The 22474-nt window shown below is 73.0% G+C and carries 18 protein-coding genes, 1 tRNA gene and 1 pseudogene; 11 read left to right on the forward strand and 9 right to left on the reverse strand.

All coding sequences use genetic code 11. The annotated features are described in order from the left end of the window. Positions 1–147: 147 nt before the first annotated feature. Together ACFYR3_RS25165 and ACFYR3_RS25170 are read right to left on the reverse strand one after the other, a co-directional pair. A complete protein-coding gene (locus ACFYR3_RS25165; protein WP_355850911.1) occupies positions 148–1524 on the reverse strand; it encodes a HAMP domain-containing sensor histidine kinase in 1377 nt (458 codons plus the stop codon). Continuing rightward, entirely contained in the window at positions 1521–2225 is a 705-nt protein-coding gene (locus ACFYR3_RS25170; protein WP_261703598.1) for a response regulator transcription factor, read from the reverse strand. The genes ACFYR3_RS25165 and ACFYR3_RS25170 overlap by 4 nt, the downstream gene beginning before the upstream one ends. A gap of 156 nt (positions 2226–2381) precedes the next feature. Here ACFYR3_RS25170 and ACFYR3_RS25175 point away from each other — a divergent pair, with 156 nt between their 5' ends. Next, positions 2382–2924, forward strand: coding sequence for a hypothetical protein (locus tag ACFYR3_RS25175; protein WP_389284778.1), 543 nt, complete (start codon positions 2382–2384; stop codon positions 2922–2924). Positions 2925–3078: 154 nt separating this feature from the next. Here ACFYR3_RS25175 and ACFYR3_RS25180 read toward each other — a convergent pair whose 3' ends face one another. Next, positions 3079–3984 carry a fused MFS/spermidine synthase gene (locus ACFYR3_RS25180; protein ID WP_356780963.1) on the reverse strand — a complete coding sequence of 302 codons (906 nt, stop codon included), beginning with the start codon at positions 3982–3984 and terminating at the stop codon, positions 3079–3081. A 249-nt stretch (positions 3985–4233) separates the two neighbouring features. Continuing rightward, a complete protein-coding gene (locus tag ACFYR3_RS25185; RefSeq protein WP_355850920.1) occupies positions 4234–4671 on the reverse strand; it encodes a hypothetical protein in 438 nt (145 codons plus the stop codon). 299 nt (positions 4672–4970) lie between these two features. Here ACFYR3_RS25185 and ACFYR3_RS25190 point away from each other — a divergent pair, with 299 nt between their 5' ends. Next, a complete protein-coding gene (locus ACFYR3_RS25190) occupies positions 4971–6530 on the forward strand; it encodes a hypothetical protein (protein WP_389284779.1) in 1560 nt (519 codons plus the stop codon). A gap of 19 nt (positions 6531–6549) precedes the next feature. Here the strand turns inward: ACFYR3_RS25190 and ACFYR3_RS25195 are convergent, their stop codons facing one another. Next, positions 6550–7146, reverse strand: a complete 597-nt coding sequence (locus ACFYR3_RS25195; protein WP_355850926.1) for a histidine phosphatase family protein — start codon at positions 7144–7146, stop codon at positions 6550–6552. A gap of 266 nt (positions 7147–7412) precedes the next feature. On the opposite strand from ACFYR3_RS25195, the gene ACFYR3_RS25200 reads away from it, so the two are divergent. The 7 genes from ACFYR3_RS25200 to ACFYR3_RS25230 all read left to right on the forward strand — a co-directional run bounded on the left by ACFYR3_RS25200 (position 7413) and on the right by ACFYR3_RS25230 (position 14493). After that, a complete protein-coding gene (locus tag ACFYR3_RS25200; protein ID WP_355850929.1) occupies positions 7413–8414 on the forward strand; it encodes a phosphatase PAP2 family protein in 1002 nt (333 codons plus the stop codon). Continuing rightward, positions 8365–9696, forward strand: coding sequence for a hypothetical protein (locus tag ACFYR3_RS25205; protein ID WP_389284780.1), 1332 nt, complete (start codon positions 8365–8367; stop codon positions 9694–9696). Before ACFYR3_RS25200 ends, ACFYR3_RS25205 begins: the two co-directional genes overlap by 50 nt. Next, positions 9687–11282 carry a hypothetical protein gene (locus ACFYR3_RS25210; RefSeq protein ID WP_355850934.1) on the forward strand — a complete coding sequence of 532 codons (1596 nt, stop codon included), beginning with the start codon at positions 9687–9689 and terminating at the stop codon, positions 11280–11282. The genes ACFYR3_RS25205 and ACFYR3_RS25210 overlap by 10 nt, the downstream gene beginning before the upstream one ends. Next, positions 11279–12613: an AAA family ATPase gene (locus ACFYR3_RS25215; RefSeq protein ID WP_355850937.1), complete on the forward strand. Its 1335-nt coding sequence runs from the start codon at positions 11279–11281 to the stop codon at positions 12611–12613. The genes ACFYR3_RS25210 and ACFYR3_RS25215 overlap by 4 nt, the downstream gene beginning before the upstream one ends. Positions 12614–12758: 145 nt before the next feature. After that, positions 12759–13136 carry a hypothetical protein gene (locus ACFYR3_RS25220; protein ID WP_355850939.1) on the forward strand — a complete coding sequence of 126 codons (378 nt, stop codon included), beginning with the start codon at positions 12759–12761 and terminating at the stop codon, positions 13134–13136. 561 nt (positions 13137–13697) lie between these two features. Further along, positions 13698–14429: a bifunctional DNA primase/polymerase gene (locus ACFYR3_RS25225; protein WP_389284781.1), complete on the forward strand. Its 732-nt coding sequence runs from the start codon at positions 13698–13700 to the stop codon at positions 14427–14429. Beyond that, positions 14420–14493, forward strand: a tRNA-Lys gene (locus ACFYR3_RS25230). Before ACFYR3_RS25225 ends, ACFYR3_RS25230 begins: the two co-directional genes overlap by 10 nt. A 218-nt stretch (positions 14494–14711) precedes the next feature. Here ACFYR3_RS25230 and ACFYR3_RS25235 read toward each other — a convergent pair. Further along, positions 14712–16304, reverse strand: coding sequence for a M6 family metalloprotease domain-containing protein (locus tag ACFYR3_RS25235; RefSeq protein ID WP_355851036.1), 1593 nt, complete (start codon positions 16302–16304; stop codon positions 14712–14714). Between the two features lie 354 nt (positions 16305–16658). Here ACFYR3_RS25235 and ACFYR3_RS25240 point away from each other — a divergent pair, with 354 nt between their 5' ends. After that, on the forward strand, positions 16659–18587 hold the full coding sequence (locus ACFYR3_RS25240) for an EAL domain-containing protein (protein ID WP_355850945.1): 1929 nt from the start codon (positions 16659–16661) through the stop codon (positions 18585–18587). 263 nt (positions 18588–18850) lie between these two features. Here the strand turns inward: ACFYR3_RS25240 and ACFYR3_RS25245 are convergent, their stop codons facing one another. The 3 genes and pseudogenes from ACFYR3_RS25245 to ACFYR3_RS25255 form a co-directional block, all read right to left on the reverse strand. Next, positions 18851–19975 carry an LLM class flavin-dependent oxidoreductase gene (locus ACFYR3_RS25245; protein ID WP_355851039.1) on the reverse strand — a complete coding sequence of 375 codons (1125 nt, stop codon included), beginning with the start codon at positions 19973–19975 and terminating at the stop codon, positions 18851–18853. Between the two features lie 267 nt (positions 19976–20242). Beyond that, positions 20243–20974, reverse strand: coding sequence for a decarboxylase (locus ACFYR3_RS25250; RefSeq protein WP_355850948.1), 732 nt, complete (start codon positions 20972–20974; stop codon positions 20243–20245). Continuing rightward, positions 20971–21141, reverse strand: a pseudogene (locus tag ACFYR3_RS25255) (decarboxylase); the annotation flags it as partial. The pseudogene ACFYR3_RS25255 and the gene ACFYR3_RS25250, both read right to left, overlap by 4 nt. A 290-nt stretch (positions 21142–21431) precedes the next feature. Between ACFYR3_RS25255 and ACFYR3_RS25260 the strand changes: the two are divergent. Continuing rightward, positions 21432–22403 (forward strand): D-2-hydroxyacid dehydrogenase, encoded by a 972-nt coding sequence (locus ACFYR3_RS25260; protein WP_355850951.1) that lies wholly within the window; start codon positions 21432–21434, stop codon positions 22401–22403. Positions 22404–22474: the final 71 nt, after the last annotated feature.

Raw genomic sequence — 22474 nt, forward strand, 5'->3', positions numbered from 1 at the left:
CGCGGCCAGAAGCTCAGGGCGGTCCGGGGCGTCCCGCGACCACGAGCCCGGAGCGGCCGGGCACGCCCCGCGGCCAGAAGCTCAGGGCGGTCCGTGGCGTCCTGCGGCCAGAAGCTCGGAGCGGTCCGGCGCGTCCCGCGGCGTGGCTCAGCGCACACCCGCGCCGCGCCTGCGGCGCCGTACCCTGCCCCGGTGCCCGCTCCGGACCGGCGCTCTTCCGTCCAGCTGGATCCAGATACGCACCTCGGTTCCGCCCAGCACGGAGGAACCGATCCGCACGTCCCCGCCCGTCGACTCCGCGAGCCGACGCACGATGTCGAGGCCGAGACCGGTCGACCCGTCGTTGCCCGAGCCCCGTCCGCGCGCCATCGCCGCCACCGGATCCACTATTCCCGCGCCCGCGTCCGACACCAGCATGATCACGGCGTCCTCGGCGTTGTGCACGTCGACCGCGAAGGCCGTTCCCTCGGGGGTGTGGCGGAAGACATTGCCGAGGAGGGCGTCGAGCGCGGCGGCGAGGTCGGCGCGGGCCACGGGTATGCGGACCGGCCGGTCCACTCCGGCCACCCGCACCTTGCGGCCCTCGTCCTCGGCGAGCGCCGACCAGAAGTCCATGCGCTCCCGGACGACTTCGGACGCGTCGCACCCGGCGCCGACGCCGATCGCCGCGGTCTGCGGCTTGGCCTCCCGGGCCGTCCGGATGATCGTGTCGACCTCGCGCTCCAGCTGCGCGACGGCGGCCCGGGTCTGCTCGGCGGCCGGTCCGTCGCCGAGCGAGGCGGTGTTGAGGCGGAGCACGGTCAGCGGTGTACGCAGCCGGTGCGAGAGGTCCGCGGCGAGCTCCCTTTCGTTGGCGAGCAGTTGGACGACCTGGTCGGCCATGGAGTTGAAGGCCACGGCGGCCAGCCGCAGTTCGGTCGGTCCTTCCTCGGGCACGCGGGAGCCCAGCTTCCCCTCGCCCAGCTCGTGCGCGCTCTCGGCGAGTCGCTGCGCGGGCTGCACCATCCGCACGCCCAGCCGGTCGGCGACCGCGACGGAGCCGATGACGAGGGCGACGCCGACCGCGGCGAGGACCGCCCAGGCCGTACCCACGCCGTTGCTGACCTCGGCCTCGGGGACGTACACCTCGATGACCGCGATCTCGCCGGAGCTGAGCGCGATGGGCTGGAGCAGCGCGGAGCCGCCGGGCACCTCCGTGGTGGAGGCCCGGCCCAGCCGCCGGGTCATGGCGATGTCCTTGCCGACCGCGCGCTGCTTGCCGATCTCGACCGCCGGCTTGCCGTCGGCGGCGGGGATGTGCACGCCTATCCCGGCGTCCGAGCCGGCCGAGGCGACGACCCGCTCCAGCTCGTCCCGCTCGGTGGTGATGGAGAGCGCGGGCGCGATGGCGGCGGCCTGCCGCTCGGCGTTCGAGAACGCCCGGTCCCGCGCCATCTCCTTGATCACCAGGCCGAGCGGGACCGCGAAGGCGATCACGACCATCGTCGTCACCGCCACGCACACCTTGACCAGTGCCCACCTCATAGCGGCCGCTCCACTCTCGGCGGCTCCAGCTTCACGCCGACGCCCCGCAGGGTGTGCAGATAACGCGGACGCGCCGCCGTCTCCCCCAACTTCCGTCGCAGCCACGACAGATGGACGTCGATGGTCTGGTCGTCGCCATAGGCCTGCTGCCACACCTCGGCAAGCAGTTCCTTGCGCGGCACGACGACGCCGGGGCGCCCGGCCAGGAAGGCGAGCAGGTCGAACTCGCGCCGGGTGAGGTCGAGTCGTACGCCGTCCAGTTCCGCCTGGCGGCGCAGCGGGTCGATGGCGAGCCCGCCGACGCGGATGACCGTCGACACGGGCGCGTCGCCCACGGTGGTGCGCGAACGGCGCAGCACCGCCGCCATCCGCGCCGACAGGTGCTCGACCGAGAACGGCTTGGTCAGATAGTCGTCCGCGCCGGCGTTCAGCAGTCGGACGATCTCCGTCTCGTCGTCCCGCGCGGTGGCGATGATCACCGGGACGTCGGTGATTCCGCGCAGCATCTTCAGCGCCTCGGACCCGTCCAGATCGGGCAGTCCGAGGTCGAGAATCACGACGTCGAAGGAGAAATGGGCGACCTCGCGCAGCGCCTCCAGGGCGGTGCCGACGCTGCGCACGATGTGCGCGGCCTCGGTCAGATGCCGGATGAGGGCCGAGCGTACGAACTGGTCGTCCTCGACAACGAGCACACTTGCCATGGGCGGCACCGTACGCCATCCGGGCGCGGCCGTACGGCGCCTGTGGACAACCCTGGTTGGGCACCTGTGGACAATCCCGGCCCGCCCTCCGGGGACATTCCGGATCTTGGCAGGGCCGTGAGACACCCGTGGTGCTCGTGGTGCAGTATGGCCGCGATGCGCAGAGGACTCGTACACGTACTCGCGTGGTCGCTCGCCACGGGCGCGGCGGTCACGCTGTCGTGGTGGGGTGTCCACACCGTCATGACGGGGACGGCGTACGACCCGCCGCGGGCCCTGCCCATCACGGCGGCCGGCGCGACGACGCGGGAGACGAGACCGCTGGGGTCCTCGACCCAGCGGGCCGAGCCGTCCAGGGACGCGACGAACCTGCCGTCCACGAGCCCGAAGCCGAGCACGGCACCCTCGAAGTCCGCGCCGGCGAGCGGCGGTCCGTCACCCGCCTCCCCCACTTCGACGGCCTCCCCGACCTCCTCCGGACAGATCAAGGGCTACGACTCCGACGGCGGCCGGGTGGTCTTCGACATCGCCGCCACGTACGGGACGCTGGTGTCCGCGACGCCGAACACCGGCTGGTCGATGCAGGTGTGGAAGGTGGACACGTATATCCGCGTGGAGTTCACCTCCGGCGCCGACCGGGTGTCGGTGTTCTGCGACTGGCACGACGGGCCGCCGCACGTGGACATCGGGACGTACTGACCCGACGGATGTGGCGGGCGGGCGCACGTACGCGGGCGGCCGGAGCCGCCACGCGGGAGCAGCGACCGGCCGGCGAACCGGGGAGCGGAAGTACGGGGCCCCTGACGAGCCGGGGCACGTGTCGGAGCCGCCGTCCAGGGCGTTTGACGCCGGGTCAGCGGAACACGGACGGCGGCGGGGCCGGTGACGCGACCGCCACCGCGTCCGTGACCGGTGACGCGCCGCCCGTGAAGTCCATGAGCTCCTTGCCGTGTTCGACCCGGGCGGGATGCGGGTCGGAAGCCGCGCGGCGGGTCAGTTCGGCGATCGGCAGCGGCCGTCCCGAGGCCACGAGGACGGCGTTCCCGAAGCGTTTGCCGCGCAGCACCGTCGGGTCGGCGACAAGGGCTAGTTCGGGGAAGACGGAGGCCACGGTCGCGATCTGGCCGCGGAGGTGGGCGAGCGGGGGGCCGTCGGCGAGGTTCGCGGCGTAGACGCCGGAGTCCTTCACGGTCCGGCGGACGTCCATGACGAACTCGACGGACGTCAGGTGTGCCGGGGTGCGGGCGCCGCTGAACACGTCCGCGATGACCAGGTCCGCCCATCCGTCGGGCACCTTGGCGAGACCTTCCCGGGCGTCCGTGGAACGCACCCTGATCCGGGCGTTCGGATCCAACGGCAGCTCGCGGCGCACCAGTTGGACGAGGGCCGCGTCGCGTTCGACGACCTGCTGGGTGGACCGGGGGCGGGTCGCGGCCGTGTAGCGGGCCAGGCTGAGGGCGCCGCCGCCGAGGTGCACGACCTGAACGGGCTTGCCGGACGGGGCGACGAGGTCGATGACATGGCCGAGGCGGCGCTGGTACTCGAAGCTCAGGTAGGCGGGGTCGTCGAGATCGACGTGGGACTGCGGGGCGCCGTCGATGAGCAGGGTCCAGGCGCGCGCCCGGTCACGGTCGGGCAGCAGCTCGGCGAGCCCGCCGTCCACGGCCTCCACGACCGCCTCGGCCGCCCCCTGCCCGCGCCGCCCGCCCCGCCCGGCGTCGCGGCCCTCGTCCGCCCGCTGATTCCTCGCCCTTGCCATCCCGCCATTATCGGTGCGCGACGACGCCTCGGCCCAGCGACCGTTCACCGGGGTGCCCGGACCGGCGTCGGCAGAACTCGGGGCACCGTCTCCGAGGTGCCCCGACGGGCGTCGGCACGGCTCACGAACGCGGTCCGCGAGGTACCCCGACCGGCGCCGGCAGGGCTCGCGGGAGCCGTCTCCGAGGCGCCCGGACCGGCCGCGCACGGGCCGCGGGAAGCGGCGGTCATCGGTCACGGCCCGGCGAGCTCACCGGCAGCCGTCCGCCGCCTCGATCAGTCGCGCGGCCTCGCCCAGCGCGGCTCGCAGCACCGCCGGGTCGGTCGCGAGATCCGCCTCGCCGGGCGGGAGGAGCCAGTCCGAGCCCTCGACCGGGGGCTCGGGGGCCGGCCGCAGGCCGCGGCCGTCGGTCTGCGTACAGGTGCTGCCGGGTACGTCCCAGGCCTCAGCGGTGCCGAGCGGCACCAGGAAGCCGAGGGTGTCGCAGCCGCCGTCGTGCAGGACGGGCCCTACGAAGTCGGCCGCGACCCGGCGCAGGATGTCGACCGCCTCCAGCCCCTGGCGGGCCGGCACGGTCACCAGGTCGCACTCGGCGGCCGGCCGCAGCGGAACACCGCACTCCGGGGACGGCCTGTGCTGCGCGGTCGACGGCGGTGTACGGAACTCGGCGCTCTGCGTGATCTGCATCCCGGCCTCCAACGGAACCCCTCCTCATGACGAGTGGGTCGGGAGTTCGGGCGGCTCCCGGTCCACACGGTTCAACGCGCCAGGACGTCAACGGCTACGGCGAAACTCCGCCACAAAGGATGGCAGTTCATGGCAGATCGTGGATGAGATATCCGTTTTGTAGCCAAACCCAGCGTGGCGGCGCCGTCACAACAGGTACGTTCTTGCCCCGCCGGAAGCAGGGCACCTACTGGGCACAACCCGGTCAACTCGGCCCGGATTCCGGCATGGTTCGACGGTTCGCAAGAGAGGGCCCGGCCATGGCGTCGTCAACGGTGACCTCGTCCCCGTCCCCCCGGCCACCACGGCCGAATCTCGCCTTCCGGCGGTTGCGCGGCCAGCGCTCCCCGGGCGAGTTCGCCGCGGCGGTGCGGAGGGCCGCGCGCGAGATCGGCGAGCGGGTCAGCTGCGACGCGCGCTACATCGGGCGCGTCGAGGCGGGCGAGATCCGCTGTCCCAACTACGCGTACGAGCGGGTGTTCCTGCACATGTTCCCCGGCCGCACGCTGACCGACCTCGGTTTCACTCCCCGCTCATGGGTACGCGGACGCGGGGCGCGAGACATCGACGAGGCACCCCCCACACACTCCACGAACCGTTCGCACGCCCCATATGAGACGGACGGGGCGCACGAGACGTATGAGACGCCGGGTCCGCACCACCCCGGGACCCCGCGCACCGCGTACCACCCGCACGATCCGTACGACACCCATGACCCGTACGACCCGCGCCACTCGTACGACCCGTACGACCCGTACGACCCGTACGAGAAACGCGATCAGAACCACGAGGAGAGCGACGTGCAGCGTCGCGCATTCATGACCGGAGGCACCGCCACCGTGGCGGCGGCCTCACTGGGACCCTTCGCGGGCGCCTTCGGCGGCAGCGCCGCGGCGGCCGAACGGCGCGTCCACCGGGCGGGTACGTCCGAGGCGGACGCCCTCGAAGAAGCCGTCCGCAAGATCCGACTGCTCGACGACCGGCACGGGGCCGACGGCCTCTACCGACGCGCCGCGACTCCCCTGCGTACGGCGTACGCGCTGCTCGATGCGGGCACCACCCGGCAGACCACCGCCGACCGGTTGTACTCCGGTGCGGGCGAACTGGCCATCTCGGTGGGCTGGTTGGCACACGACTCGGGGCGCTTCGACGACGCGCGCTCGCACTACGCGGAGGCCCTCGCGACCGCCCGGATGGCGGGCGACCCGGGCCTCGAGGCGCACGCCTTCTGCAACACGGCGTTCCTCGCCCGCGACGCGGGGCGCCCTCGCGAGGCCGTGCGCGCGGCCCAGGCGGCCCAGCGCGCCGCACGCCCTCTGGGCTCCCCCCGCCTGCTCTCCCTGCTCGCGCTGCGCGAGGCGGGTGGCTGGGCCGGGCTTGCCGACCGCAAGGGATGCGAACAGGCGATGGCGCGCGCCCAGGCCCTCTACAAGCGGGGCCCCTCGGAGACCGACCCGGAGTGGATGACCTTCTACGGAGAGGCCGAACTGGAGGGTCTCGAAGCGCAGTGCTGGTCGACGCTGGGCGACTGGCCCCGGGCGGCCCGCCACGCGCGCCGCGCCGCCCACCTCCAGGACCCGCACTTCACCCGCAACATCGCCCTCTACACCGCCGAACTCGCCGACGACCTGGCCCGCGGCGGTCGCCCCGACGAGGCCGCCCTCGCCGGTCTGCGAGTCCTGGACCTGCTGAACGAGGTCCAGTCCTCCCGCATCCAGACCATGCTGGCGGGAACGGCCCGCGTACTGCTCCCGCACCGCAGGGCCTCGGGCGTCTCCGCGTTCCTCGACCGCCACGCGAACCTGCCGCGCACGGCCTGAGGGCCGCCCCGGGCGCCGGTCAGGCGCTCAGGTGTCCGCAGTCGTTCCACACCTCGACGGCCGGCTCCCCGTAGGCCCAGCCGAGCACCGACAGAGAGGTGGGATTGAGGCGGATGCGGGCCGCGAAGTCCAGCGGAAGACCAAGCCAGCGGGCGCCTATGGAACGCAGGATGTGGCCGTGGGCGAAGATCAGCAGATCACGGTCCTCGGAGCGGGCCCATGAGACGACCTCGTCCGCGCGCGCGGTGACCTGCTCCAGGGTCTCCCCCTCGGGGACGCCGTCGCGCCAGATGAACCAGCCGGGCCGGATGCCCTGGATCTCCGCCGGGGTCATGCCCTCGTAGGCGCCGTAGTCCCACTCCATGAGCACGTCCCAGGTACTCGCGCGCTCCCCGAAACCGGCCAGTTCGCACGTCTCGTGCGCGCGCGCGAGCGGGCTGGTGCGCACCTCGACACCGGGGAGTCCGTCGAAGGGCGCCCGGTGGAGCCGCTCGCCCAGCAGCTTGGCACCGCGCCGCCCTTCTTCCAGGAGCGGGATGTCGGTCCTGCCGGTGTGCTTTCCGGACAACGACCATTCGGTCTGTCCGTGCCGGGCCAGCAGGATGCGCGGTGCCATGGAGAAGAGCCTTTCCGGAACGGGCGGCACGAGTGAGAGATGGCTCACTCGACGACGGCTTGAGGAGTGGGTGATTCCATCATCGCTCACCACTGCTGCGGGCAACCCGGGGGGCGATCCCCGCGTCTTTGAGATCCGGGGCGCCCCTCCGGGGCATTCGCGTACACCGTAAAATCCCGGGGTGGCCACGGACCGTCGTCAGCGGACAGCGGACTGTCGGGTCACCACAAGCAGATGGGCACGAGCAGATGGGGGAGGGCGATCGGATGCCGCAGACCGATGCACCGCGTACCGAAGCGGCACCGCGCACCCGGTCGCGCCGGTGGACCGAGCCGCGCACGTCCGCGGCGGAGCGGGCACGGCTCCGCTGGTGGACCGAGGTCCCGCTGATCCTGCTCGTGTACGCGTCGTACACGGCGGGCCGGCTGCTCGCCCGGGGCGACACCGACGGCGCCGTGGGCCACGGCCTGTCGATCCTGCGGATCGAGAAGCTCCTCCACCTCAACGCCGAACATCCGCTGAACCGGCTGTTCACGCGTGAGGCCTGGCTGGGCGTGCCCGCCGACTTCTGGTACGGGTCGCTGCACTACCTGGTGACGCCCGCGATCCTGATCTGGCTCTTCCGCTCCCGGACCGTGCGCTACCGCGCGGCCCGCACCTGGCTGATGACCTCCACGTTCATAGGCCTGATCGGCTTCACCCTGCTGCCGACCTGTCCGCCCCGGCTGCTGTCGCCCGGTCACGGCTTCGTCGACACGATGGCCCAGTACAGCTCCTACGGCTGGTGGGGCGGCGAGGCGAGTGCGCCGCGCGGTATGGGCGGGATGACGAACCAGTACGCGGCGATGCCGAGCCTGCACGTGGGCTGGGCGCTGTGGTGCGGAGTGATGCTGTGGCGTCACGGCCGCACGCCCGCGGCCAAGGTCGCCGCCGTCGTCTATCCGCTGTTCACCACGATCGTCGTGATGGGCACGGCCAACCACTACTTCCTGGACGCCGTCGCGGGCGCCGCGGTGATGGGGGCCGGCCTGCTGCTGACCCCGTTCGTGATGCGGGCGGCGAACCGTCTGCGGACCCTCGTCGAGGGCCGCGTCCCGTGGGTCTCGGGTGCCTCGCGGGGCGAGGGTTCCACGATTGTCAGTGCGGGGTGCCAGACTTCCCCGGGTGAACGAATTCCCCGACAGCGCGAGTCCCGAACCGGGCCGGGAGCCGAGCCGGGTGCCTCTCCCACGGACGCGGGGGAAAGCGCTGCGACAGCAGCTCGCTGAGCTGCGCGGTCCGGACGTCGCACCGAAGGCGCTCGACGCGCGCGCCCTCGCGGCGCTCGCGGCCAACCCCGGGTGCGACCGCCGCGCCCTGCTGGACGGGGCGGGCGTGGACAAGGCGAAGCTGGCGAGTGCGCTCGGCGCGCTGTCCGCGTTCGGAATGTCGCAGTTCGCCTTCATGCGGGGCAACGCGTTCGAGGCGCGGGTCAAGGCCGACGGCGGCGCCGAGCTGCTGCGGCTGGTGCACGAGAAGCTGGACCCCGGCGCCGAGCCGCCCGGCGCCGGTGCCGTGCCCGACCTGAGCGCGATCGGCCCCGAGGGGCGCGCCGCGCGTACGGCACTGGCGCTGCGCGAGGCCACCGAGGCCGGCGGCTGGACCCTGCTCGACCACCCCATGCTCGCCCTCGACGTGGCGGGCTCCGCCGCCTTCCTGGAGCCGGACGCGGTGGTCGTGCACCCCGACGGCGGCTGGACGGTCGTCGAGATCAAGTCGTTCCCGATGCTGGACGGTTCGGCCGACCCGGCCAAGGTGGGCGCCGCCGCCCGGCAGTCCGCGGTGTACGTGCTGGCCCTGGAAGAGGTCGCCGCCCGCCTCGATCCCGCCCCCGAGGTCCGCCACCGCGTCCTGTTGGTCTGCCCGAAGGACTTCTCCAACCTCCCGGCCGCCTCGGCCGTCGACGTCCGCAAGCAGCGCGCGGTCACCCGCCGACAGCTCGCCCGGCTCACCCGCGTCGAGGACATCGCGGCCGCCCTCCCCGAGGGCAGCTGCTTCTCCCCCGCCCTTCCGGCGGAGGCGCTGATCACCGCCGTCGAGGCGGTCCCCGCGACCTACGCCCCCGAGTGCCTGTCCGCCTGCGAACTGGCCTTCCACTGCCGGGCCCGCGCACGCGCCGAGGGCGCGGTGACGTCGCTCGGCCGCTCGCTGCGCGCGGAGCTGGGCGGTCTGACGACCGTCCCGGACGTACTGGCGGCGGCGCACGGGAGGGCGGGCGACCCCGACGACCCCGCCGTCGCGGCCCTCAGGAGAGCGGCACTGCTCCGAGCGGAGGCCCTGCGCGGCACGGCGTCGGAGACCCACGCCCGAGCCGGGGAGGCCCGGGTGCCGGTCGCGCCGACGTCGCGAGCCCGCGTACCGGAAGACCTCGCGCCACGGGTTCCCGAACCAGGAGCCTCCGCGCCCGCAGTTCCCGCACCCGGAACCCCGGTGCCCGGAGCCTCCGCGCCGACAGCCCCGGTGCCGGTGGCCGGTGCCTCGGACGGTCGGAGGGCGGGCTCATGTCGCTGATCGCCGCCCTCGCGCGGCTGGAGGCCGTGGAGAGCGGGCGGGCGCAGCCCGCCGCCACCGTGCTCCACCGCCATCTCGTCGAACGGCCGCTGGTGTTCGTGCCGCTCACCACCGCGGGCGAGGCGGGAGCACCGCTCGGCGCGCTCGTCGGCACGGACCGGGACGCGCCCCGGCTGCTGGTCGTGCCGCAGCCCCGCGACCGCGACCTGCGCTTCGCCTTCCTCGCCGAGCTGGCGGACGTCGTCCTGCCCTACATCGACTCGTACGCGGACGTGGTCGAGGCGGCCGAGCGCAGCGAGACCGATCCGGAGACCGGCAAGCGCGTCAAGGTCGAAGTGGAGCTGTGCGCGGACGCACCACAGCTGATCGTGCCGGGCCGCGCGGGCATCGATCTCATCCGCCTTCTCGGGCGCTCCACGCGTTTTCGCCGGACCGCCGAGCAGGATCCCGAGGCACCGCATCCGGCGCCGCCCCGGGTGCCGTTGTTCGGGCGCTGGCTGACCCACTTCGGGGAGCGTGCCCGGGTGCCCGGCTCCGCCCTGCTCCTCGCCCTCACCGATGTCCTGTCCCGGCACTGGGCCACCGGACAGAGCAGCCTCGAGGACCAGCACCTCGGCGCGCTGCTCGCGTGGATCGATCCGCCGGACGGCGAGCCGGGCGCCGAGGCCGCGGTGCGGGCCGAGCTCCAGCGGGACGCACGCGGCCAGCTCGTCTGCCCGCCCGCCGGACCCGCCACCGACCCCGCCTTCGACAACCAGCTGCTGGCCCCCGCCATCGAGCGCTACGACCGCGCGCGCACGGCGCTGGCCGCCGCCGAGGACGGCATCGAGGCCGACGACCGGCTCGGCGAACTCACCGCCGCCGAGCGGGAGATCCGCGAACTCGTCGAGCGCGTCACCCGGCCCACCTGGGACACGGTCTGGCAGGGACTCGACCTGCTGCGCACGCTGCCGGAGGGGGCGCACGCCGCCGACCGGTGGACCCGCGACCGCTGGTCGTTCACCGGACACCGCGACCGGGTCGTGGCGGGCGAGCCACCGCAGCCGCGCCGCGACGACGCGGTCACCGCCGCGAACAAGCTGGCCACCCGCGAGCGTGAACAGGCCCGCCTGGAAGCACAGGAGGCCCTCGACGACCCGCTGGTCATGGCCGGCCGGCGGCTCGCCGGAGAGGCGTTCGCCGGCGAGGTCACCGATGTCGTGATGGCGTACAGCGAGGGCAAGCGGCCGAGCCCCCGCCCCCTGGTGACCATCCGCACGGACGACCGCCCGCACCTGGGGGAACGGGCCAAGGTGTACCGCTCGCTCGGCGGGAAGCCGCAGGCCGCGGAGTTCGTGGAGCTCGACGACGAGGGCGGCGCCGTGGTGTTGCGGATCGTCGACAAGATGGGGCGCGGCAAGGAACCCGAGGCCGGGTCCCTGCCGGAGAAGGGCGACCTCGTCTGCTTCACGCTCTTCGAGCACGAGCAGCGCGGCGGCGCCAAGCTGCCCGACCCGGAGGAGACACCGTGGACGCACGGAGGGCCGCCGGGTGAGCCCGACGCCGTACCCCTGCCGGACCCGGTGACCGAGGAGGACGTCCTTTGACCGCCGTGTTCGACCCGGGCGCCGAGGCCGCCCGCGCCACCGATGCGATCCTGCGCGACACCCTGCACGGCACCGACCGCGGTGTCGTGGTGGACTCCCCGCCGGGCGCCGGCAAGTCGACCCTCGTCGTCCGGGCCGCGCTCGAACTGGCCGCCGCGGGACGCCCGTTGATGGTCATCGCGCAGACCAACGCCCAGGTCGACGACCTGGTGCTGCGGCTCGCCGAGAAGGCCCCGGAACTGCCCGTGGGGCGGCTGCACAGCAGCGACTCCGACCCGTACGACAAGGCGCTCGACGGTCTCGATCACGTGCGCAAGTCGACGAAGGCGGCCGACCTCGCGGGCCTGGACATCGTCATCTCCACCGCCGCGAAGTGGGCCCACGTCAAGGGCGTCGAGCCCTGGCGGCACGCGATCGTCGACGAGGCGTACCAGATGCGCTCGGACGCGCTGCTCGCCGTGGCCGGGCTGTTCGAGCGGGCGCTGTTCGTGGGCGACCCCGGGCAGTTGGACCCGTTCGCGATCGTCGGTTCGGAGCAGTGGGCCGGACTGTCCTACGACCCGTCGGCGTCCGCGGTGACCACGCTGCTCGCGCACAATCCGCAGCTGCCGCAGCACCGGCTGCCGGTGTCCTGGCGGCTGCCCGCGTCGGCCGCGCCACTGGTCTCGCACGCCTTCTATCCGTACACGCCGTTCCGCAGCGGCACCGGTCACGGCGACCGGCTGCTGAACTTCGGTGTCCCGTCGGACGGTTCGGGAACCGACCGGGTCATCGACGAGGCGGCGGAGTCCGGTTGGGGTCTGCTGGAGCTGCCCGCCCGGCACACACCGCGTACTGACCCGGAGGCGGTGCGCGCGGTGGCCGGGGTCGTACGGCGGCTGCTCGACCGGGGTGGCGCGGCCACGTCGGAGCGGGCGGAGGATCCGGTGCCTCTGACGGCCGACCGGATCGCCGTCGGCACGGCGCACCGGGACCAGGCCGCGGCCGTGCGGGCGGCGCTGGCCGGCCTCGGTGTCACGGACGTCACCGTCGACACGGCGAACCGGCTCCAGGGACGGGAGTTCGACGTCACGGTCGTCCTGCATCCGCTGTCGGGGCGGCCCGACGCCACGGCGTTCCACCTGGAGACCGGACGGTTGTGCGTGCTCGCCTCGCGGCACCGGCACGCGTGCATCGTGATCTGCCGGGAAGGAATCACGGAACTGCTGGACGACCACCCGTCGACCGAGCCCGTACAGCTGGGAGTGACCGTGAAGTTTCCGGATGGTTGGGAGGCCAATCATTCGGTGTTGTCCCATCTGGCGGAGCATCGGGTGGCGTGGCGGCCCTGAGCGCCGTTCCGGGCTCACCCGGCCCGGCAATGTCCCGGCCCGGCGGGGCGCGCTCGCCCCTTCGGGCCCACTTGCGCGGGCGCGAGACAATGGACGGTGGCCCTTTACGGAGAGGGGCCCCTGAACCGTACGAGGAGGAGAAGACATGGCGGAGCCCACGCCGCGTCGGAACGAACCGCGGCTACGCCCCGCGCCCCTGCTCTTCGAGCCCGCGGAAGCCGCCGGGGATCCGGAGCACTTTTTCGACCTGGAGTCGATCGACGATCCGCGCGCACTGCTGGACCGGTCCACGGAGCTGGCGCACGCGTTCCGCGCCGCCGCCGACCGGGCCGTCGAGTTCCAGGCCATCGCCGCCGCGCAGCTCGCCGATCCGCGCCGCTTCGACCGGCTGACCGCCGCCTCGATCGCCGAGCGGGCCGAGTGGACCGAGGACTACGCGAAGAAGATGGTCGAGTTCGGCCAGGACCTGCTGCGGGGCACGGAGGGCAACGGACACGGTCACGGGGTGACCGACCCACTCTGACCGCCCGGCCCGCTCGGACCCGCCCGGACCCACTCCGGCCCGCTCGGACCCGCCCGGACCCACTCCGGCCCACTCGGACCCGCCCGGACCCACTCCGGCCCACTCGGACCCACACGCCCGGGACAGGGACCGGGGCCGGACCGGGACCGGAGGCCGGGGCCGGCCCGGGACCGGAGGCCGGGGCCGGACCGGGACCGGGGGCCTGGGACCGGACCGGGACCGGAGGCCGGGGGCCAGACCGGGAGCGGAGGCCGGGGCCGGACCGGGACAGGGACCCGGGCCGGATCGGGACCGGGGGCCGGGGGCGGACCCGGGGCAGGGACCGGGGGCCGGATCGGGGGCCGGACCGGGGCCGGAGGCCGGTTCTGCGACCGGCAGACGGACCGGCGAACGAGCCAGTAGAGGGACCGGTGGAGAACCTGGCAGAGGGAGAGCTCCGCCACAGATCCAGGCCCCCTTGGCATATGCCAGCCGGGCAAGATACTCCACCTCACCCGCTCCTGTCCCGATTTCCGGCAACCCTCCGGGACCGAGCGCTCACCAGCGGTAGATGTATCCGGCATGAGCAGCACACGGAACCCGCCGAGCAGCACCCCTCGCAGCCCCGGAGCGCAGTCGCCCGAGCGGCTGGACGTCTCGGGTGTCACGTCCGAGGGAGCCGCCTGGCTCGCCTCGGCGGGAACGTATCCACGAAGCATGCTCGCCCTCTGGCACGAACGGCCGAACGCTCCGGTCGTCCTGCCCTGCGGCAGCACCTTCGACGTCGTCAGCGCGCCGGCGCTGTTCGGGCGGCGGATGCTCGACCGACTCTGGGACGACGGACCGGGCTCGGGCCCGGTGGCGGCGCACCGCGGGCGAATGCTGCTGTTCGCCGCGCCCGGCACCGCCCAGCGGCTCCCCTCACTGATGGAGTGGGAGGAGTGGGGCTCGGGCGCCGCCGCGGGGCGTGAGGCCGTCGCGGAGCACGGTGGACACGCGGGGCGTGAGGCCGTGGGGCACGGCGGGCACGTGGGGCGGTGCCGGGAGGTGCCGCCGCTCCTCTGCCACGGTACGGGGGACGCGGTCACCGTGCCCGCGCTGAGCACCGGCGATGGCGGACCGGAGGCCGTCCGGCCCGATTCCCGCTGGCTGGTCGCCCCCGACACTCGGCAGCCCTGGCTTCCCGGCCCCGAAATCCTGCTCTGGGCGGCCGTACGGGCGGCCCGGGCGGCGGCGTCCGCGGCGGTACGGATATCGATTTTTCCTCGCGCCGATCAGGATGCTAAGGTCTACGACGTCAGCAGGCGCCGCTAGCTCAGTTGGTTAGAGCAGCTGACTCTTAATCAGCGGGTCCGGGGTTCGAGTCCCTGGCGGCGCACGCCAACGAGAGCGGGATGATTCGCGGAAACGCGAGCATTCCGCTCTCGTCGTTTCCGGACACCACGGAGCCCCGGCCGCCCGTCACCCGGCCACCCGTCACCGGCACCCGCCGCCCAGCACCCGGCACATACCGTCTGTCGCCTGCCATCTGTCGCCTGCGATCTGCCGCCCTGCACCGTTCACGCGTGTCGCTGCGGCCGGTGTCACGAAGGCGGCTCAGCCAGTTGTGATCTTCACTGTCCAGGCCCCCGAAACCGTCCGGTCCTCCACCTGGACCCGGACCTTCGCGCCCGGCACCTTGAAGCTCTGGCCGAGGCTCACCGGCGCGTCCGCGAGCGGCGGGTACACCGAGTCCTCCCAGCAGGACTCGGTGTGGGGGTGGGCGTCGAGCACCTGAATGGGTCCGCTGCCCGACTCGGTCTCGCTGCGGACCCGGTAGACGAGGACGCCCTGCTCGCATGTCGAGCCGTCGTTGCCCGTCGAACCGCGTGCCTCGAAGGCGACCGCACTGTCCGGACCCGTCGGGACCACCGCCAACTTGGTGCCCCGGCCGACGCCGAAGGTCTGCGAGCCGGGGGGAGCCGCCACGCCCAGCGCGTCCGGGGTCGTGCCCGGCCCGCCCGAACCGCGCGAGGACGTCCGGGGCCCGCCGGAGGGCACTCGCGGGCCGAAGGAGGCCTCCCGAGGCCCGGAAGCGGAAGCATCCGACCCGCGCGAGGACACCCGAGGCCCGGAAGCGGAAGCATCCGACCCGCGCGAGGACACCCGCGGCCCCTGCAGGGGCGCCCCCGTCCCGCTCGGCGCGGCCGAACGGGTCGCCAGCACCCCGGAGCCGGCCGCCCCCGCGGCGCTCGCGCCGGCCGAACCGACCGCGGAGTCGACGGGTCCGGCTTCCAACGGCTCCAGCGTCAGACGGGTGATGCCGGAGCCCAGTACGCACGCCACCTGGTGCGGTTCCAGCCACCCCAGCCGCCATTTGTGCCAGCCGAAGAGGTCCGGGGCGAGACCGAATTGGCTGCCCATGAGGTCCCAGTCACCCACATAGGTGTCCCAGTCGCCCTTGCCGTCGGAGGGGCGGTGGTAGAGGTCGGGCAGGTCGAAGACATGGCCGGTCTCGTGCGCGAGGACGAGGCGGTCCGGCGGATGCTTCTCGAAGACCGTGACGACGCGTTTGATGTCCTTGCCGTCCGCGTGCAGGGGTGTGTCCAGGTTGACGACCTTCGTGGCGTCCGAGTCGACGCCGGGCGCGTCCGGATCCGCGATGAAGTAGACGACGTCGTAGCGCGAGAAGTCGACCTGCGGGTCGGCCGCGGAGAGGGCGTCGCGCAGATAGGCGGCGCGGTCGGTGGCGTTCCAGTCGCGCTGTATGGCGTACGACGTGGAGGAGTGCGGCATCTGGATCCAGGCGCGCTGCGGATGCGGACGAATCGTGAACTTGCCGTACGAGGCATGCTCGAAGAAACGGCTGGTGGCGGGGAAGTAGTCGCCCGTCAGTTCGGCGGGCGTGGTGCGCGGGGTGGAGTCCGGGAAGGACAAGAAGACCATCACGGCGTTGAGGGGACGGGTGGGGCGCGCATAGGAGGAGTTCCAGGTGTCGACACCCTCCGAGTGGTGCGCCGCGGTCCGCGTCAGGGCGCAGGGGGACGCGAGGGGTCCGGCGAGCGCATGCCCCGGTACCAGGGAGGTCGCGGCGAGCGCGGTCATCGAGGTGAACACGGCCGCGGTACCGCGCCAGCGCGGTGCCCCGTCACGGGCGAGGCCGCGCGGAGCCTCGCGGGTGAGAACCCTCAGGGGGAGCGGACGCGGCACGTCGACCTCCGGATGCGGATTTCGGGACACCGCACCCAGCCTGATTCAATTTGTAATACTTCGCCCTGTTTGTCTGCACCGGAAGAGTGAGAGGGCATACGGGCCGACACCCCCGGACCTTCACGGAACGTCACATGCGGTCGACGGGGGAGAGAACCCATCCAGATACAGGCAGAAACGATCTGTCAGAACAGGTGGTTGTTCCTGGACACTGGACAGTGGCTGCACCTTTTCGAGGGCAGCCTCTATGATCGGCACACTTTCCTGCACGGACACGGCTTGTGCGGCGGTCCATCACCGGCCGACCGCCCCGAGAGACCTATACGAAGAACGAGTGCACTGCGGGAGCGAGCGGTGAGCGGAACGTCCGAAGGGCCGGCGCCCGCGGGAGACCTCGTCCGGCCGACCGTCACAGAACGTCACGTCGACACGTCTTCTCGTACGTCCGCCGGGACCTCTCCCGGCCCACCCGTCCCCTCCGCGTCTCCCGTACCGCCGGGGTCGCCCTCCGGGGCGCCCGCGCCCATGGCGGTTCCCGACGGAACGTCACCCCGTACCTTCCGGGCGGCCTTCGCCACCGCTCCCCTCGCGATGGCCGTCGTCGACCGCGAGGGTCTCGTCGTCACCGCCAACGAGTCGCTGGGCACGCTGCTCGGCGCCGGGGCGGGGACGTTCGTCGGGCGGGTCGCCGCCGACCTGGTGGACCTGGCTTCCGACGCCCGCACCTGGCAGGCGTACCGCGAGGTGGTGAGCGGCAGCCGGGCCCGGCTGCGCTGCACCCGCCGGCTCAAGCACCCCGACGGCCATGCGATCTGGGCGCAGGTCACGGTCGCGCCGCTGCCCCCGCAGGAGCGGGCGGTCCTGATCTCGGTCACCGACATCGGCGCGAGGCGTGAACTCCAGGCGCGGCTGCGCCACTTGCAGATGCACGACCCGGTGACCCGGCTGCCCAACCGCACGTTGTTCTTCGAGCGCCTGACGGCGGCTCTGGAGGCGGAGGCGTACGACGAGGGCGGCACCGGCCGGATCGGGCTCTGCTATCTGGACCTGGACGGGTTCAAGGCGGTCAACGACACTCTCGGCCACCGGGTCGGGGACCGACTGCTCGCGGCCGTCGCGGAGCGCCTGACGCGCTGCGCGGAGGAGGCCGGCCTCACCAGGGCGGCCACTCCCCTGGTGGCGCGGCTGGGAGGGGACGAGTTCGCGCTGCTCGTCGAGGACTCCACGGGCACCGACCAGTTGGCGGACCTCGCCGAGTCCGTACTGAAGGCACTCCAGGCGCCGTTCGACCTGTCGGGGCAGCGGCTGTCGCTGTCGGCGTCCATCGGGGTCGTCGAGCGGCGTGCCACCGGCACGACCGCCACCGGTCTGATGCAGGCCGCGGACACCACGCTGTACTGGGCGAAGGCGGACGGCAAAGGCCGCTGGACGCTCTTCGACCCGGAGCGCAACGCGCACCGCATGACGCGCCAGGCCCTCTCGTCCACTCTTCGTGCGGCCGTCGAGCGGGGTGAATTCGCCCTGGAGTACCAGCCGTTGGTGGGCATGGAGGACGGCGGTGTGCACGGGGTCGAGGCGCTCGTGCGCTGGAACCACCCGCGGTTCGGGATGCTCACGCCGAACCGGTTCATCGGACTGGCCGAGGAGAACGGCTCCATCGTCCAGCTCGGCCGCTGGGTGCTGGCCACCGCCTGCCGCCAGGCCCGCCGTTGGCAGTTGGACCGTCCGGACGCCCCGCCGATCTTCGTCAGCGTCAACGTCGCCGTGCGTCAGGTCTGGGACTCGGACCTGGTGGCGGACGTGGCGGAGATCCTGGCGGAGACCGAACTGGCCCCGCAGCTCCTCCAGTTGGAGCTGACGGAGTCGGCGGTGATGGGCTCGGCGGGCCGGCCGCTCCAGGCACTGCAGGCTCTCAGTGACATGGGGGTCCGCATCGCCATCGACGACTTCGGCACCGGCTACTCGAACCTCGCCTACCTGAGCAGGCTCCCGGTGTCCGTGCTGAAGCTCGACGGCTCCTTCGTCCGCGGCTTCCAGTACGAGAACGCCGACGGCTCGTCCGCCCACCCCAACCCCGCCGACGAGGTCATCGTCGAGGCGCTCATCCAACTCGCCCACCGGCTGGGCCTGACCGTCACCGCCGAGTGCGTGGAGACCGCCTCACAGGCGTCCCGGCTGCGCGGGATCGGCTGCGACACCGGCCAGGGCTGGCTGTACTCCCGGCCGGTGGCGCCGGAGCGCATCTCCGCGCTGCTGATGTCGGCGGCCTGCCCTCAGGCCTGAGCGCCCCGGTTCGCGGACCTGAGGATCCCGGTCCTCCGGACCGGCGCGTCCTGTTCCTCGGACGTGCGCGTCCTGTTCGTCAGAGCTGCGCGTCCCGGGCCTCGGGCACGGGGGGGGCCGCAGAGTTGCGCGTCCCGGGCCTCGGGCACGGGGGGGGGTTCCACAGAGCTGCGCGTCCCGGGCCCGGGCACGGGGGGTTCCGCAGACCTGCGCGTCCCAGGCCTCAGGCACGGGGGGTTCCGCAGACCTGCGCGTCCCGGGCCTCAGGCAGGATGGTTCTGCTCCTTCGGCAACCCGTAGGCGTCCGCGATCAGTTCGTACGAGCGCAGCCGTACGTCGCCGCTGTGCGCGTTGCCCGTGATCATCAACTCGTCGGCGCCGGTGCGCTTCTGGAGGTCGTCGAGGCCGGCTCGGACCTCGTCGGCGGTGCCGTGGATGACGTTGGCGTTCCAGGAACCGACGAACTCCCGCTCCATGGCGCTGAATTCGTAGGCCTCCGCCTCCTCCGGGGTCGGCACCAGACCGGGGCGCCCGGTGCGCAGGCGGACCATGCTCAGGGCCGCCGCCAGCACCTGGCGGCGCGCCTCCTTCTCCTCGTCCGCGGCGAGGGCGGAGACGCCGATGAGGGCGTACGGGGCGTCGAGGACCGCGCTCGGCCGGAAGGACTCGCGGTACAGGTCGAGCGCCGGGATCGTGTTCTGCGCCGAGAAGTGATGCGCGAAGGCGAACGGGAGACCGAGGGCTCCGGCGAGGCGGGCGCTGAAGCCGGAGGAACCCAGCAGCCAGATCGGGGGCCGGTGCGGGGACTGGACACCGCCCGGCGAGGTCGCCTGCACGGGCCCGGGAACGGCGTGGATCCGGGCGTAGGGGTGACCGTCGGGGAAGTCGTCGTCCAGGAAGCGGGTGAGTTCCGCGAGCTGCTCGGGGAAGTCGTCGGCGCCCTCGTTGAGGCGCTGGGTGCGGCGCAGCGCGGCGGCCGTCGCGCCGTCCGTTCCCGGGGCCCGGCCGAGGCCCAGGTCGACGCGGCCCGGGGCCATCGCCTCAAGGGTGCCGAACTGCTCCGCGATCACCAGGGGGGCGTGGTTGGGGAGCATCACTCCGCCGGAGCCCAGCCGGACGCGGTCCGTGTGGGCGGCCAGGTGGGCCAGGATCACCGCGGGCGAGGAGCTGGCCACGCCGGGCATCGAGTGGTGTTCGGCCACCCAGTAGCGGTGGAAGCCGCGGGATTCCGCCAGGCGGGCGATCTTGACGCTGGTGCGGAGGGCGTCGGTCGCGGTGCGGCCCGCGCCCACGGTGACCAGGTCCAGTACGGACAGGGGTACGGGGGCGGTGCCCTGTGCCGTGCCTCGGATCTCGCCCGTCTCGCCCGTCTCCGCCGTCTCGTCCACCGGGGTGCCTCCTGTTGCGTACGTGCTGGTCTCCTCCACGTACGAACAGGAGGGTGGCTCCGGTTATTCCGCGTGCTTCCCGGGGCGGGCGGCTTCCCCCGGGCGAGATGACTCCCCCCGGCGGGGCTGGGGACGGGTGTTTCGCGCCCTCCGCCCCGTCCCGTCCCGTCCCGTCCCGTCCCGTCCCTGGGGCTCCGCCCCAGACCCCGCTCCTCAAACGCCGGAGGGGCTGGAATTTCCCGCCGGAGGGGTTGAAAGACTCTGGATCTACGCCTGGACGATCGGCTCCCTGGTGAACAGGGTGCCTAGTTCGGGGGCGTTCACCCGGCGGCCGGCCAGGCGTAGGGCTTCCCAGACCGTGACCTGGCTCGCGGTGAGGACCGGTTTGGCCAGGGCCTTCTCCAGGGCCGGGAGGTGGGAGGCGGTGTGCAGGGCCGTGTCGGGGAGGAGGATCGCGTCGGCGTCCGGGTGGTCCGCCTCGCGGGCGAGCGCGAGAACGTGGTCGTAGTCCCAGCCGGCGACCTCGGCAGCGGTGACGACACCGGAGCCGCGGACCGCCACCACCTCCGTGCCTGCCTCCTTCAGGAACGCGGCGAAGAGCGCGGCCACGTCATCGGGGTAGGTCGCCCCGATCGCGACCCGCTGGGCCGCGATCTCCCGCGCCGCGTGCGCGAAGGCGAAGGACGTCGACGACGCGGGCAGGCCGGCCGCCCTGGCGAGGCCGCGGACCTGCTCATGGGCGCCCTGCGGTCCGTACACGAAGCTGCCGCCGGCGCACGCCCAGACCACGGCCTCCGCGCCGGACAGGCGCAGCTCCTCGACGCCCGCCGCGAGGCGGTGCGCCGAGCCCATTTCGAGGAGCGCGTCCACGCTGCGGGCGTCCTCCCCGATGTCCGTGTGGACGACGGTCAGACGGATGTCGCTGCCGAGCAGCTGCTCCATGCGCGGGTAGTCGTCCTCGGCCGAGTGGCCCGGGTAGAGGAATCCGAGTGCGGTCATGCCCAACCTTCCTGTTCTTCGGGCAGTACGGGTCCCCGGCGGACGGCTCTGTCAATCAGCCGCCGACTGGGACCTACCGCCCGGGTACCCAGTTGGCGCAGCGCCGCCCACATCGTCACCTGGTTGGCCGAGATCACCGGGATCCGCGGGTCCGCCTCCGGGACAGGGAACGCCCTCCCGCCGGACCCGAAGGCCGGGATTGCCTGCGGAGACCAAGGGCTGGCAGGCACCGGCCTCGGGGAAGGAAGGGGAGGGAAGGGAAGGGAAACAGGCGGGCAACGGACCGTATGCGAGCCCGTGTTGACGAAGGTAGGTTCGGGTGCGAGCGTGGTCGATCCGCGCATCTCAGACGGCTCGGCACCCGTTCGCCCGCACGTCTCCCCGGTCATTTCGCCCCAGGATCTCCCCAGAGAAGCGGACTCGCATTGCGAAACGGTTTCCCCAGGTGAACGCCGGTATGACCCCCGGCACGCCCCGCCCGTCGGCCCCGGCCACCCTGCTCGTCCTGGACGCCGACCCGCTCCCCCGGCTCGGCCGGCTCACCGGTCGCGTACGGATCGAGCACGCCGACGAGTCCACGCTCGCGGAGCGGCTGCCGCATGCGGACGCGCTGCTCGTGTGGGACTTCACCTCGGACGCCGTGCGTCGTGCCTGGCCGGGCGAGGGGCCGCGACCGCGCTGGGTGCACACCGCCAGCGCGGGCGTGGACCATCTGATGTGTCCCGAGCTCGCCGCCTCCGACACGGTGGTGACCAACGCGCGCGGCATCTTCGACCGGCCGATCGCCGAGTACGTCGCCGCCCTGGTCCTCGCCATGGCGAAGGACCTCCCGCGGACCTGGGACCTTCAGCGGCGCCACGAATGGCGGCACCGCGAGTCGCAGCGGGTGGCCGGGACCCGCGCCTGTGTGGTGGGGTCCGGGCCGATCGGGCGGGCGATCGTCCGCACCCTCAAGGCGCTCGACGTCACCACGGCGCTGGTGGGGCGCATCCCGCGCACCGGGATCCACGGCCCGAACGAGCTGGACCGGCTGATGGCGCGCGCCGACTGGGTGGTGTCCGCGCCGCCGCTCACCGCGGAGACGCACGGCATGTTCGACGCACGGCGCTTCGGGATGATGCAGCCCTCGGCCCGCTTCATCAACGTCGGACGCGGGCAGCTCGTCGTCGAGGAGGCGCTCGCCGAGGCGCTGTCGAAGCGGTGGATCGCGGGTGCGGCCCTCGATGTCTTCCAGCATGAACCGCTGGGCCGTGACAGCCCGTTGTGGGAGGTCCCGGGGCTGATCGTGTCGCCGCACATGAGCGGGGACACGGTCGGCTGGCGGGACGAACTGGGCGAGCAGTTCGTTGAGTTGTACGAGCGCTGGGCCGCGGGCAAGCCGTTGTCGAACGTGGTCGACAAGAAGCGCGGGTACGTGCCCGGACACTGAACCCGCCTTGGGAGGGACCGGTCGTTGCGGACCTCGGCCATCGCGTCGAGGCCGTCGACCGGCCGGCCCCG

The organism is Streptomyces sp. NPDC005784, assembly GCF_042871525.1.
Lineage (GTDB): Bacteria > Actinomycetota > Actinomycetes > Streptomycetales > Streptomycetaceae > Streptomyces.

Bases quoted from the DNA above. Each gene is read 5' to 3' on its own strand.
- ACFYR3_RS25165 (WP_355850911.1), bottom strand. From the start codon at position 1,524: ATGAGGTGGGCACTGGTCAAGGTGTGCGTGGCGGTGACGACGATGGTC.
- ACFYR3_RS25170 (WP_261703598.1), bottom strand. From the start codon at position 2,225: ATGGCAAGTGTGCTCGTTGTCGAGGACGACCAGTTCGTACGCTCGGCC.
- ACFYR3_RS25260 (WP_355850951.1), top strand. From the start codon at position 21,432: ATGACCCCCGGCACGCCCCGCCCGTCGGCCCCGGCCACCCTGCTCGTC.
- ACFYR3_RS25190 (WP_389284779.1), top strand. From the start codon at position 4,971: ATGGCGTCGTCAACGGTGACCTCGTCCCCGTCCCCCCGGCCACCACGG.
- ACFYR3_RS25220 (WP_355850939.1), top strand. From the start codon at position 12,759: ATGGCGGAGCCCACGCCGCGTCGGAACGAACCGCGGCTACGCCCCGCG.
- ACFYR3_RS25250 (WP_355850948.1), bottom strand. From the start codon at position 20,974: ATGACCGCACTCGGATTCCTCTACCCGGGCCACTCGGCCGAGGACGAC.
- ACFYR3_RS25210 (WP_355850934.1), top strand. From the start codon at position 9,687: ATGTCGCTGATCGCCGCCCTCGCGCGGCTGGAGGCCGTGGAGAGCGGG.
- ACFYR3_RS25225 (WP_389284781.1), top strand. From the start codon at position 13,698: ATGAGCAGCACACGGAACCCGCCGAGCAGCACCCCTCGCAGCCCCGGA.
- ACFYR3_RS25195 (WP_355850926.1), bottom strand. From the start codon at position 7,146: ATGGCACCGCGCATCCTGCTGGCCCGGCACGGACAGACCGAATGGTCG.
- ACFYR3_RS25185 (WP_355850920.1), bottom strand. From the start codon at position 4,671: ATGCAGATCACGCAGAGCGCCGAGTTCCGTACACCGCCGTCGACCGCG.
- ACFYR3_RS25175 (WP_389284778.1), top strand. From the start codon at position 2,382: ATGCGCAGAGGACTCGTACACGTACTCGCGTGGTCGCTCGCCACGGGC.
- ACFYR3_RS25180 (WP_356780963.1), bottom strand. From the start codon at position 3,984: ATGGCAAGGGCGAGGAATCAGCGGGCGGACGAGGGCCGCGACGCCGGG.
- ACFYR3_RS25200 (WP_355850929.1), top strand. From the start codon at position 7,413: ATGCCGCAGACCGATGCACCGCGTACCGAAGCGGCACCGCGCACCCGG.